The organism is Labrenzia sp. THAF82 (genome assembly GCF_009363435.1).
Taxonomy (GTDB): Bacteria; Pseudomonadota; Alphaproteobacteria; order Rhizobiales; family Stappiaceae; genus Roseibium; species Roseibium porphyridii.
Map to the genome: position 1 here is coordinate 3,016,495 of NZ_CP045354.1, position 12,123 is coordinate 3,028,617.

Annotated in this window: 11 protein-coding genes and 3 tRNA genes; 9 read left to right on the plus strand and 5 right to left on the minus strand. The window is 54.7% G+C overall.

The window, feature by feature from the left end; all coding sequences use genetic code 11:
• Positions 1-40: 40 nt before the first annotated feature.
• Positions 41-1,393 (minus strand): aspartate aminotransferase family protein, encoded by a 1,353-nt coding sequence (locus tag FIV00_RS14100; RefSeq protein WP_371419586.1) that lies wholly within the window; start codon positions 1,391-1,393, stop codon positions 41-43.
• Positions 1,394-1,737: 344 nt separating this feature from the next.
• On the opposite strand from FIV00_RS14100, the gene FIV00_RS14105 reads away from it, so the two are divergent.
• The 5 genes from FIV00_RS14105 (at position 1,738) to FIV00_RS14125 (ending at position 6,364) form a co-directional block, all read left to right on the plus strand.
• Complete coding sequence (locus FIV00_RS14105; protein WP_152501348.1) at positions 1,738-2,739, plus strand: ABC transporter substrate-binding protein; 1,002 nt, start codon at positions 1,738-1,740, stop codon at positions 2,737-2,739.
• Between the two features lie 84 nt (positions 2,740-2,823).
• Positions 2,824-3,630, plus strand: coding sequence for a taurine ABC transporter ATP-binding protein (locus tag FIV00_RS14110; protein WP_152501349.1), 807 nt, complete (start codon positions 2,824-2,826; stop codon positions 3,628-3,630).
• On the plus strand, positions 3,627-4,889 hold the full coding sequence (locus FIV00_RS14115; RefSeq protein ID WP_152501350.1) for an ABC transporter permease subunit: 1,263 nt from the start codon (positions 3,627-3,629) through the stop codon (positions 4,887-4,889). The genes FIV00_RS14110 and FIV00_RS14115 overlap by 4 nt, the downstream gene beginning before the upstream one ends.
• Positions 4,890-5,320: 431 nt before the next feature.
• On the plus strand, positions 5,321-5,524 hold the full coding sequence (locus tag FIV00_RS14120; protein ID WP_152501351.1) for a hypothetical protein: 204 nt from the start codon (positions 5,321-5,323) through the stop codon (positions 5,522-5,524).
• A gap of 129 nt (positions 5,525-5,653) precedes the next feature.
• On the plus strand, positions 5,654-6,364 hold the full coding sequence (locus tag FIV00_RS14125) for a hypothetical protein (RefSeq protein WP_152501352.1): 711 nt from the start codon (positions 5,654-5,656) through the stop codon (positions 6,362-6,364).
• 290 nt (positions 6,365-6,654) lie between these two features.
• Here the strand turns inward: FIV00_RS14125 and FIV00_RS14130 are convergent.
• Positions 6,655-6,730 (minus strand) — tRNA-Thr (locus FIV00_RS14130).
• A 230-nt stretch (positions 6,731-6,960) separates the two neighbouring features.
• Here FIV00_RS14130 and FIV00_RS14135 point away from each other — a divergent pair.
• Together FIV00_RS14135 and FIV00_RS14140 are read left to right on the plus strand one after the other, a co-directional pair.
• A complete protein-coding gene (locus FIV00_RS14135; RefSeq protein ID WP_152501353.1) occupies positions 6,961-8,073 on the plus strand; it encodes a YHYH protein in 1,113 nt (370 codons plus the stop codon).
• A gap of 117 nt (positions 8,074-8,190) precedes the next feature.
• Positions 8,191-9,369, plus strand: a complete 1,179-nt coding sequence (locus FIV00_RS14140; RefSeq protein WP_152501354.1) for an MFS transporter — start codon at positions 8,191-8,193, stop codon at positions 9,367-9,369.
• A 173-nt stretch (positions 9,370-9,542) separates the two neighbouring features.
• Here the strand turns inward: FIV00_RS14140 and FIV00_RS14145 are convergent, their stop codons facing one another.
• From FIV00_RS14145 to FIV00_RS14155, 3 genes are all read right to left on the minus strand, one after another.
• Positions 9,543-10,364 carry an RNA methyltransferase gene (locus FIV00_RS14145; RefSeq protein ID WP_152501355.1) on the minus strand — a complete coding sequence of 274 codons (822 nt, stop codon included), beginning with the start codon at positions 10,362-10,364 and terminating at the stop codon, positions 9,543-9,545.
• Between the two features lie 75 nt (positions 10,365-10,439).
• Complete coding sequence (locus tag FIV00_RS14150; RefSeq protein ID WP_152501356.1) at positions 10,440-10,943, minus strand: PaaI family thioesterase; 504 nt, start codon at positions 10,941-10,943, stop codon at positions 10,440-10,442.
• Positions 10,940-11,473, minus strand: a complete 534-nt coding sequence (locus FIV00_RS14155) for a MarR family winged helix-turn-helix transcriptional regulator (protein WP_209006930.1) — start codon at positions 11,471-11,473, stop codon at positions 10,940-10,942. Before FIV00_RS14155 ends, FIV00_RS14150 begins: the two co-directional genes overlap by 4 nt.
• Positions 11,474-11,895: 422 nt before the next feature.
• On the opposite strand from FIV00_RS14155, the gene FIV00_RS14160 reads away from it, so the two are divergent.
• Positions 11,896-11,980, plus strand: a tRNA-Tyr gene (locus tag FIV00_RS14160).
• Between the two features lie 22 nt (positions 11,981-12,002).
• Positions 12,003-12,076 (plus strand) — tRNA-Gly (locus FIV00_RS14165).
• Positions 12,077-12,123 lie beyond the last annotated feature (47 nt).

The following is a 12,123-nucleotide window of genomic DNA, read 5'->3' on the forward strand; positions in this document are numbered from 1 at the left end:
TTTTCAGTTTCAGGGAGTTATCGCTGTTCGCAGCGAGTTGTTATCCGAAGACCCGTGTCAGTGCGCCGTCGATCGCGTCCGTAATCTGGTCGATATCGTCTGACGTCGCAATCAGAGCCGGAGACAGACAAATGGTGTTGTTGAGGCCTGGCAGGGCGCGGTTGGTGACACCGATGATGACGCCTTGCTTCATGCAATCGGCAACGATTGCCTGCATGAGTTTTTCTTCCGCCGGTTCCTTCGTATCGCGATCCTTGACCAGTTCAGCACCGCAGAAAAGACCAATGCCGCGCACATCGCCGATCACGGAGTGCTTGTCCATCAGTCCGTGGAGATTGGCCATCAGCCGCTCACCCATTGCGGTTGTGTTGTCGAGGAGACTTTCGTCCTCGATGATCTTCATGTTTTCAAGGGCTGCCGCCGGACCGGCAGTGCAGCCGCCAAAAGTGGAAATGTCGCGGAAGTGGTTCAAGGGATCGCTTGTGTCGTCCTTGAAGAGGTCGAAAACCTGTTCAGTGGTGACCATGCAGGCAATTGCGGCATAACCTGACGCCACACCCTTTGCCATCGTGACAAAGTCCGGCTTGATGCCGTAGTGCTGGTAGCCGAACCATTTTCCTGTTCTTCCAACGCCGCAGACCACTTCATCGATGTGAAGCAGGATATCGTATTTCCGGCAAATTTCCTGAACACGGTCCCAATATCCCTTGGGAGGGGTGATTACACCGCCGCCTGCGGTGACTGGTTCCAGGCAAAGTGCACCGACAGTATCCGGCCCCTCACGCAGGATCACTTCCTCAATGGCGTCGGCCGCACGTTCGCCATATTCCTCAACGTCCCATTGAGCGCGATATTCGCAGCAGTGGGGAACGGAAACAAAACCGGGCGTATAGGGACCGTATTGCGCATTACGCTCCGGTTGGCCACCGGCAGAAATCGTCGTGATGGACGAGCCATGGTAGTCACGCTCCCGGTAGAGGATCTTGTGCTTTTTGCCGCCGTATCGCTTGTGAGCGATCTGACGCACGATCTTGAATGCCTTTTCGTTGGCTTCAGTGCCAGAATTGGTGAAGTAAACGCGGCTCATGCCCGGCATCTTGGAGATGAGACGCTCGGAAAAGAGCGCTCCTGGAATGGAGCCGGCGGAATTGGCGAAATAGTTGAGCTTGATGAGCTGATCACGAATGGCGTCAGCAATAGAGACGCGTCCATAGCCGACATTCACCGTCCACACGCCGCCCGAGACAGCATCCAGATGCTCCTTACCGGTCGCATCCCACAGCCGCATGCCCTTGCCTTCGACCATGATCTTCGGGTCGGTCGTTTCCAGGGACTTGTGTTGAAAGAGGTGATGCCAGACATGGCTGCGGTCGGCTTCAATGATTTCGCTCATGTCGTTCGGGGATGCTGCAATATTCACGGCCATATCCTTTCGTGCGTCAGCTTCATGCGCGACTGAAGAGTGAATTCAATTGAGAGTTCTGCCAGCCTAAATCTAGGCAATTGCTCAGTTTTCAAGCAGGAACGTCAATTTCCAGTCCAGACAACATGCACCCAGCGGCGACATATAGGGCCAGATCGGGAATAGCTTTAGTTCCAGTTGAGTGTTTCTATTGTAACCGTGCGGTTCTGTCGTAACCATTTTCAAACGCAGGCCAGCCGTACAAACTGGGAGACGGCAAAAGACAGGAACACCTGCATGCCTGCATAATAACGAGGGAACAGTGGGAAGATAAAATGACCTACAAAACTAAACTGTTGAGCGCGGCTGCTGCACTGGCATTCATGAGTGGCCTACCGGCAACTGCACAATCTGAAGAACTGACCGTCGCTTACTTCCTGGAATGGCCAATGCCTTTCCAGTACGCCAAGGCGACCGGTATGTATGACGAAGCACTCGGGATGCCTGTCAAATGGGTGTCCTTTGACGCTGGTACGGCAATGTCGGCAGCTATGGCGTCCGGCGACGTGCAAATTGCCGTCAGCCAGGGTGTGCCTCCTTTCGTGGTTGCGACTTCCGCCGGACAGGATCTGATCTTGGCAGATATCGCTGTGAGCTACTCTGAAAACGACAACTGTGTCGTCGCAGAAACGCTCGAGATCGAAAAAGAAAACGCCAAGGAACTGGAAGGCAAGAAAGTCGGCGTTCCGATCGGAACGGCCGCCCATTTCGGCTTTCTGGAGCAGATGAAGCATTTCGATGTTGACATCACGACGATGGAAATCGTTGACATGGCGCCGGCCGACGGAGCAGCCGCATTCGCTCAGGGCAACCTGGACATGGTTTGCGGCTGGGGCGGTGCGCTGCGCCGCATGAAGGAACACGGCAACGTGCTTCTGACGGGTGCTGAAAAAGAAGAACTCGGCATTCTTGTTTTTGACGGCATCAGCACACCGGCAAACTTTGCGGCTGAAGAGAGCGAGCTTTTGACCAAGTTCCTCGCGGTGACCGAAGAAGCCAACGCCATGTGGAATGCCGGTGACAAGAAGGCTGAAATGCTGAAGGTCATCGCAAAAGACGCTGGTATGGATGAGGCAGCGGCGGAAGAGTCTCTGGCGACCTTTACCTTCCCGACAATGGAAGACAAGCTGAGTGCCAAGTGGCTTGACGGCAACGTCCAGAACTTCATGCTCGGTGTTGCAAACGTGTTCAAGGAAGCCGGATCGATCCCGGTCGCTCTGGACACTTATGCTGATACGGTCGATTCCAGCTATCTGGCCGCGGCACAATCCAACTGATTGGCGTATCCTGCATTGAATGGGGCGGCGCTCGTCGCCGCTCCATTTCTTTTATCTCAATCAGGCTGCAGGAGATGGTCGGCTATGGATGGCCTTCATATTGAAAATATTTCCATGCGTTTCGATTTGCCCAACGGAACGCACGTCCAGGCGCTCAAGGATGTCTCCATTGAGCTGAAGACGGGCGAAATCATGTCGGTTCTCGGACCATCGGGCTGCGGCAAGACAACCTTGTTGAACATATTGGCCGGGTTTCTCGCTCCGACGGACGGTCAGGTTCGCATGAACGGTCACGTGGTGACCGGGCCGGATGCCGAACGGGGAATGGTGTTCCAAAAGGGCGCTTTGTTTGAGTGGATGAGCGTCCGCAAGAACGTGGATTTCGGCCCGCGAATGAAGTCGATGCCGAAAAAGCAGCGCGACGAGATCGTCGATCACCTTTTGGAAACGGTTGGGCTTCAGGACTTCAAGGAAAAGGCAGTTTATGAACTTTCCGGCGGCATGCAACAGCGTGTTGCGCTCGCCAGATGCCTTGCGAACGATCCTGACGTCATATTGATGGATGAACCGCTTGGCGCTCTCGACGCGCTGACGCGTGAAAAAATGCAAGGTCTCGTGCTGAAGCTTTGGAAAGAAACAGGCAAGACCGTCATTCTGATCACACACTCGGTTGAAGAGGCGCTGCTGCTTGGGGAACGCCTGTTGGTGATGGCCCCAAGGCCGGGACGCATTCACAAGGAATACCGACTTCCTTTCGCTGATCGTGGCGTGAACATGGATTTGCGCGAGGTCAAGAAAAGCGAAGGCTTTGCTGAAAAACGGGAAGAAATCCTGTCGATGATCTGGGAAATGGAAGAAGAAATCATGGGCAGATCGGAGACAGCAGCATGACCGGATCCGTTGTCTTCCTAATTTACGCCGGCCTGTTTCTGGCCAGTTTTTTCCTCGTCCGGTATCTCAGCGGCAAGCTGCAACGGGGACAGGACTTCACGAGCCTGAAAACCGTTACCTTCGGTGATGAAAGTGCGATCACGCCCAACAGGGCCGCGTCCGTGATTTCAATTGTGGTGATCTTCTTCATCTGGGGTGCCTTCACCGGCTCCAAATGGGTGCCGGTTCACGTTCCAGGCCCGTTTGTAGGAGAGACGTCCTTTACCTATACGGCCACGGACGCTAGCGGAAAATCTGCTGATGCCACGGTCGATGTGATCGTTCACGAGCCTGGTGTGAAAGCCGACAAGCCGGAGGTCGCGGCCTCCGACGGGTTTGCCCAGAACGATTCTGGCACCGTTGGTGCCTGGCGGTCTGTTCTTCTGAAAGTCACGCGGAATGACGGTGAGGGCGCGGAAGTAACTGCTGTCGACGGTCAACCGATATCGGCTGGTCAAAGTGTTAGTGTTGAAAACGGCACCGTCACCATGACGCCGAAAGGCTCACTAAGCTTCCAGCCAAGCAAGGGCTTGCAGATGGAACCCATCTGGATGCCGGCACCTGAAGCGGTGGTCGTCCGGTTTGCGGAGATTGCTTCTCAAGGCTATCAGAACTTTACCTTGTGGGAGCACCTTGGCTGGTCGCTCTTGCGCGTGGTTGCGGGCTTCCTGCTTGGGTCGCTTATCGGCATTCCGCTTGGTTATGCGATGGGCTTGTCCAGTTGGGTGCGCGGCTGGTTCGATCCGATCGTCGAATTCATGCGACCTGTGCCACCGCTTGCTCTGATCCCACTGGTCATCATCTGGTTCGGCATCTGGGAAACCGGCAAGATCGTACTGCTGTTCCTGGCAGCTCTCTGGATCATGACAATTGCGGCAAGGGCGGGGGTCTCTGGCGTGAACATCACCAAGGTTCATGCCGCGTATTCCCTCGGGGCCAGCAAACGGCAGATCCTGCAATATGTCATCGTGCCCAATTCCCTACCGGAAATCTTCACCGGTGCGCGCGTTGCCATGGGCGTTTGTTGGGGAACGGTGGTTGCGGCTGAACTTGTCGCGGCTCAAAAGGGCGCGGGTATGATGATCATCGCAGCGTCCAAGTTCCAGCTGACGGACATTGTCATCATGGGGATCATCCTCATTGGCATTGTCGGCTACAGCATTGATATTCTGATGCGTTTTGCCGAACGAATTCTGGTGCCGTGGAAAGGCCGGTCCTGACAAAGGAAACACGAATGAAATCTGCGGCAGCTCCAATCACATCTGGTTGGTGCTGCCGTACGTTCAGCTACGTTGCAGCCACATCGATTCGGTATTGAGGCAGCGTTTGATCACTGCATCTTTACTGGCCAAGCACATCTCGAATCATTGACATTTTCATTCGGTTGAACGAACGCTGACGCGAAGTTTCGGGAGGCGTTTTTGTTTTGTTTATCCAGGTCTCTGAGTGTCATATGCACTGGTTTCAAAAAGAGCGTCTAATCCCATTTTAAGTATAGATTTCAAGAGTTAGGCATGTAGCCGTCATTTAGAAGAACAAGTTCCTGAAGGAGGCGTCACTCGTTTTCGCACAGGGCATACTCATCTTTTGATTTTGATCAAGACTCCATAACCCACGATGGCCGACCTTTTGGGTTTTCAGGGAGGGCTGGTTGCGACTGTTCCGTACATATCTTTTGCACAACGGTACGAGAGTGTCCGGCAGCCAGAAAATCATTCGCGCGGAAAATGCCCAGTCTGCTGCGGAAATCGTTGCCGGAAAAAAACTTCGCCAAACAGGCTCCGAGCACGAGGTTCGCGTTGAAGTCCATTCCGTTGAACCTGCCCAAGGCCCGCTCTTCTTCTATTTGCTTTGATTAGGTCGAAGCGATTGCTCGGAGGAGACGATTTTCAGCCACGAGCGGCATACAAAATAACAACAAATAAGAAGTTGATAGTTATTGTGTCCTGGCCGCAAACACGATTTACTTAGTCAAAGACGTTATTTGAATGTTTTCCATTTTATCGTTTCTCGCAAACAAAAATATTTTGAGTTTTTCATGGTTCGTGGCGCACAAACAGGAAGTCGAAACCCTAATTCTCGTCGCAACAGAGCTGCAAGCTTCGCCCGACATCAACTTTTGCAAAGGGTGCAATCTCGCAGTCAGGCTTTGCTCCGATCAAAATTGCAAAACAAAGCCAGGGTATTGAGCAGAGAGGAACTTCGCGCGCTAACAAATCCGCGACGGAAGCCAAATAATGTCGATGGAAACTACAAAACGCAGCAAGGAATCGTTGCTGAAAACGCCTTGAAACTCGTAGAGGAATACCTTCTGGAAAAACTGAAGCAACATCACAACGATCCATCGATGAATGATGCTCAGAGTAAGTTGCTTTTGAAGAATGGTCAGGCCTCAAGGCGAATGACACATGAGTTTGTGCACGGGATGCCACTCGATGTAGATGGAAACACCATTCACTTCAAAAGAGGGAGTGGTCAGCCTTACATAGTTGTTTCCGACTTTGAAGAACTACGAAACTATGTGGTTCTTGTGGATGTGTACGAAGTAACTGTCTCAAATAGTCATGGCTCGCTGCCATGCACCTTTGAGAATCCGGAAGGTGCCGAAATCGTTTTGGCGACACAACCCGCCGCTGCGATCATGTCACCGGGAAGCTCAATCTTTATCCCAATTGAACAGTTCCTGAGGCGTTAGTTGAGCCGACCGAACACAAGACCTTAGAAGTTTCCAGTGCCGAGTAGTCGTTACGTCGAGGATTTTGAAGCCGAACGTGTTCGGTACACCAGCAAAAAATTCTGGCCATGTGAGTTGCAACAACGTGCCTGCAACGAAGAATTAGTTTGTGCACGAAGTTACACTCAAGAATGCTGATTGTTTTCTGGCGAACCGTCGCACGGAAGTAGGACAACCTCGGCTTCGGCACACCACGATGGAGTACGTGGGCGCTGGCACCGTATCAAACAGATTTGCTTTAGAGGGAAAACTGGTGCCGGCAGCAGGATTCGAACCCGCGACCCCGAGATTACAAATCACGTGCTCTACCAACTGAGCTATACCGGCGCCGGGAATGGCTTCTACCAGATTGGCGGCGCTTGTCCATGCCCTTGTGGCAAAAATTCAATTCAAGGCCTCAAAAAGCTTTCTAACGCCCTAGAAAAGCAGAGATATTTGCTCCGAGACTGTGGATAAATCTGTTTCAGGGCCGGTTACAGTCTATTACAAATTCACTCTGCGGTCTGTCCGGGTGCTGTGTTATGCCAAATGTCGTGGGCTTTATCGGGAATGCACAAATGAATTTTGCAAAACCAATGGGTTTGACCGCTGCAATCGTCTTTGCGTCACTCGGCTTTTCGCCAACATCAAAAGCTCACGATATCAAGACCTGCAAATGCGACGAGGCCTGCTACACCAAGGAGGTTGAGACGCTGACCTGTTCAGGCGGCAAGGCGCGGTTTTCATCTAAAGGGCTGCCAAACGTCAACGATCCGATCATGAGGGGAATCATTGCCACCAATCAGCAATTTCCGTCCGAGCACAATTATGAGTTCGAAATCCTTTTGACGCCGCAATTGTCAAACCGGCCGACAAAAACAGAGGCAGGTCCGGTGGGTGTTGCCGTCAATGGTGTTCCGATCTTTGATCCGAGCACGCAGGGGCCGGTGAATCGGTCGACCGGCAAGCGCCCCAGCGCTTTTGAGGCTGGCGAACTGGATGTCTGTGGCGGCCACGCGGGAAGAGGAGACGACTATCATTACCACATTGCACCCAAATGCCTGATTGAGGACCTCGGCAAAACATGGGTCGAGGTGGACAAGAAACCGATCGGCTATGCGATGGACGGGTTTCCGATCCTGGCGCTTGGATGGTTCGACAAAGCGAATGGGGTTGAGAATGCTCTTGATACCTGCCGTGGCATGAAAGACGAGACCGGAGATTACTTTTACAACGTAAAGACCACTTCCGATTGGGATGTGCTCAATTGTCTTTCCGGACGCCCGCAGAATTTTGCGCGCGACCGTTGGCTTCACCGCGTGGATCGTACCGGCAAGGAAATCACCGGCATTCCCATCCGATTTGCCATCAAGGACAGCAGCCGGAACTCATATGGCGGCGATGTCTGTCACGTCATGACGGGTATGCTCCAGGGCGAACAGGTGCTCCAGACAAACGGTACAGCGCGGCGGGTCGGGGCCGAGGAGGGAAGCCTCTTTTATTGTAACAATGCCTGCTACGGCCTCTTTTTCGAAGCAGACAAAAGCAGGGCTATTCGCGGCCGGGCGATCTATTTCGACTATATCGCATCCGGGTGCCCTGGCGGATTCAATGTATCCGAGCTCAAAACATTTGCCCCTTACGAAGGACCGGCGCAGACTCGAAAAGGTCCCCCCGGAACAGGACGATAAGCGGATACCTGCCGAACCCGGCGAAATTCGTGTAATGCTGTTCATCGACAACCCAAAATGAGTCGCGCCGGGTAAAGGTTATCGTGGTGCGACCAGTCTTCTTCGAACAGGGATTACATGACGCGGGCACAGCGCATCTGCCTGATCTTTTTTCTACAGCCAATCGCGCTTGGTGCGTGGTTGCCGCATATTCCTGGCATTCAGACGACACTGGGTCTTAGCAACAGCGAGCTTGCCTTCGCTCTGATTGGTGCTCCGATCGGGACGCTGACAACGCTGCTTTTTGCCGGACGTATTGCCAACTGGCTGGGTGCTCGGCGGATTACGCTGGTGCTTTATCCGGTATTTCTGCTTGTCATGCTTTTGCCGTTCATGGCGACGTCACAATGGCTCTTGATGGCAGCACTTGCCTGCATGGGCAGTTCCCTATCCCTATTGGAATTGGGTCTGAACGTACTTGCCGACGAATATGAAAAGGACACTGGCGGCAAGGTCATGAGCGTTGCCCACGGGTGTTGGAGTTTCGGATTGTTGACCGGAACGCTGATCGGGTCGGCGGTTGCAGGCCTGGGGTGGTCGCCGTTGATCGCCGGACTGGCGATTGCCCTTGTGGTTGAAGCGCTGGTGTTGCCATCGACGCTTAAGATGCCGGTTGCCGAAGCGCCAGCCAGCGCGGAGGATCATGCGGTTGGTTTTCGAATGCCGCACCCTTTGTTGCTTGGCGTCTGTGTTTTTACGTTCGGCACAACAATCGTCGAAGGCGCCATTGCGGACTGGGCGGCAGTGTTCCTGCGAGATGCGTTTGCTGCGAGCCCGGGTCTGGCCGGTCTCGGTATTTCCGTCTTTTCTCTCTGTCTTGCGTCAACGCGTCTCCTGGGTGACAGGCTTCGCCAAGTGGCAGAGCCTGGCAGGCTAGGCCAGATCCTTGCGTCGGTCGGTCTGGTTGGCCTGGGTATCATCTGGGTAGCGCCGGGCGTACCGGTAGCGCTTCTGGGGCTTGGTATTCTTGGTATTGGTGCTGCGCTTGCGTTTCCGTTGGGTGTCTCTGCCGCGTCAGCAGCCCCGGGAACAAGCGCGGCCTCGAATGTTGCCATTCTCTCCTTTATCGCGTTGTTGGGATTTCTGCTCGGGCCGTTGACGATTGGTCCGGTTGCCGATGCCTACGGCATTCGCACCGGTCTTATGGTGCTCGCGCCGACACTTTTCCTGAGCCTGATCCTTGCTCCCTTCCTGACGCGCGCCGGCAACTGGCGCGGACACCGTGGTGCGAGCGGTGCGGCTGACATCGCAGAATGAATTTCATTTGCGCGGTGTTGAGAAGGATTGAGGGGGCCAACCGTCGAAGCCGGCGTTTCCTGAAAACTTTGAAAGAGGCGAAGGCTGCCTTGCCTTCGCTTCAGCGTCGAAGCAGGACTAGCTGGTGATAGACCGGACACCTTCTTGGGCAGACAGCATTCAAGGCTTGTTGCCTAGAGACCCATCTTCATGCGCGCGACGTATAGCGACAGCACGGCTGCGTTGGAGACGTTCAGGGAGCGGATTTCTCCCGGCATATCGAGACGTGCTGTCAGGCCACAGGCTTCACGCACACCCTGGCGCACGCCTTTGCCCTCCGATCCCAGAACCAGAACGGTCTTGTCGGTAAAGGGCGTCTCTTCCAGGCTCGCCGGGCCGTCGCTGTCCAAAGCAACGCAGGAAAATCCCTGATCCTGCATTTCTGCAACGAAGCGGGCCATGTTCTTCACCCTGACATGCTTGATCATGTCCAGCGCGCCGGAGGCGGATTTGGCAAGAACAGAGCCTTCTTCGGGGGCATGGCGTTCGGTGGTAACGACCGCATCGGCGTCAAGCGCAACCGCCGACCTTAAGATCGCGCCGACATTATGAGGGTCGGTGACCTGATCGAGTGCCAGAATCAGCCGCGCACCTTTGAGGTGCTCCGCTCCATAGGCGGGCAGGGGATCGGCCTCCAAGATCATGCCCTGGTGGACGGCATCCTTGGTGACCATGCGATCGAGTGCGCGTGGCATCATAGTTTCCACCGTCACATCGATCTTGACGCCGCGTTCCTCCAGGCGGCGTTGTGCGTTTTCCGTCGCAAAGAGCTTCAACCGCTTGCGGTCCTTGTTGGCAAATGCCGCTTCCACTGTGTGGAGACCATAGAGCAGCACGGGACCTTCCGGCGGTAGGCCTGGGCGGCGCGGGGCAGGTTTGCCCGACCCCTTTCTAAAGGGACTGCCCGGCTTGCCTCTACCCGATTTGAAGCGCGATGATTTGGTGTTTTCCGTCATAGCGCAGCTCTAGCGTCAAATAGCCCAAAGGGAAAGAGGTGGCTTTCGGCTCTTCAACAGACAGAAAGCCGTTGTTCAGGATGGTTTCATGATCATGCAACTGACCGTGCCATGGGCGATCAGTTTGCCGCTTGCATCGCGCAGGTCGCCTTCGGACGTTGCCAGTCGTGAACCGCGGTGAACGATGCGGCCTTCGCATATGACCTCGCCGCTATGGGCTTGGAGTGGACGCACCATGTTCACGTTGAGCGATGTGGTCGTATAAAACTCGCCGGGCTGCAGCGTCGTGTGGACCGCGCAGGAAAGGGCTGTGTCAATCAGCGTGGAAATCCAGCCGCCATGAACAGTGCCTAGGGGATTGAGGAATTCTTTCGCCGGTTGGCCGGTGAAAACAGCGCGCCCTTCAGAGAATTCCTTCATACGGATATTGGAGTGCACCATGATCGGTGGCGCGGGAAGGTCTCCGGCCATCATGCGCTCGAAAATGTCGAGGCCGGTCATCTCATGAAAGGCCTTTTTGGGCAGGGCGCCGAGCTCATGTGTTTTTCCGTTTTCAGTAAAAGACTCAGAGTCACTCATGATTGTTGTCCCGATTTTGAAGAAGTTGTTTGCGGGGGCTGTCCAGCACGGTTCTGCGCGTCGGTGTCCATTTCACCGCTAAGGATGTGAACGGCCTTGCGCAGCGCGGACATTTGGCTGCGCACGGCTTGAGCACCGTCAGGGCCTAGAAGGTCGCTGATCTCGGCTTGGGCCTTGAGCCACGTTTGATGGATCTCGATCACCTTGCGCCTACCCGCGGACGTGAGAACCGGTAGAACTCGGCGTCCACCCTTATCCTGCCTTGTAATCAGGCCTGCGGTTTCGAGCGGTTTCAGGTTTCGGGCAAGCGTGGAGCGATCAATCCCGAGAAATCTTGCAATTTCCGACGCAGATGCGGCGGAGCCCTCGGCAATCGCCGCCAGCAATTGTGCCTGGGTGAGTTCCAAACCGAGTGCCGCCAAGTGTCGATTATAATGCCGGGTCAGCAGATTTGCGGTGCGCCTTGCTGCGTGGCCGAAGCACATCCGGCCCATATGCATCAGGTCTATGTCGTCAAGCGGATCAGTCATTTGTTGTAGCTACAACAAACCGTTTGTGCGCTGCAACTCCTATTTTGATCACCTCGCGTCTACCAGAGGCGCATTGAAATCGTTGAAAACCACCTTTGCTGCCATATGCGCCCCACTGCCTGACGCTCCGCAGTTGTCCACAGGGGGAGAGCCTGCAGGAGCGCAAGAGCGTGAAAACCAAAGGCAAATCGTGACAAAATGGCCAAGCTGAGGCACACTTTTTGGATAGGTGGCTAGGCCGATGGACTGCGCGTGAGGCAACTGTTTCGCGCGTCATCCTGATTTTGTTCATTTCTTTGCAAAATCGGCGTTGACAGGGCAGGTCCTCATCTGCATAACACGCGCCACGGGATTGCTCGCCCCTTCGGGTGGGCTCTCCGGTCAAGCCATCCTGATCGCTTCGGCGTGAAGCAGGACGAGATGGAGGAGTGCCCGAGTGGCTAAAGGGGACGGACTGTAAATCCGTTGGCTATGCCTACGTTGGTTCGAATCCAACCTCCTCCACCATCGTTTCTGTTTCTCTCGTTGTGCGGGTGTAGCTCAATGGTAGAGCAGCAGCCTTCCAAGCTGACGACGAGGGTTCGATTCCCTTCACCCGCTCCATCATGGGTGCTGATCGGAGTGTCCGGGACGGAAGGCTCTTTCGCCCG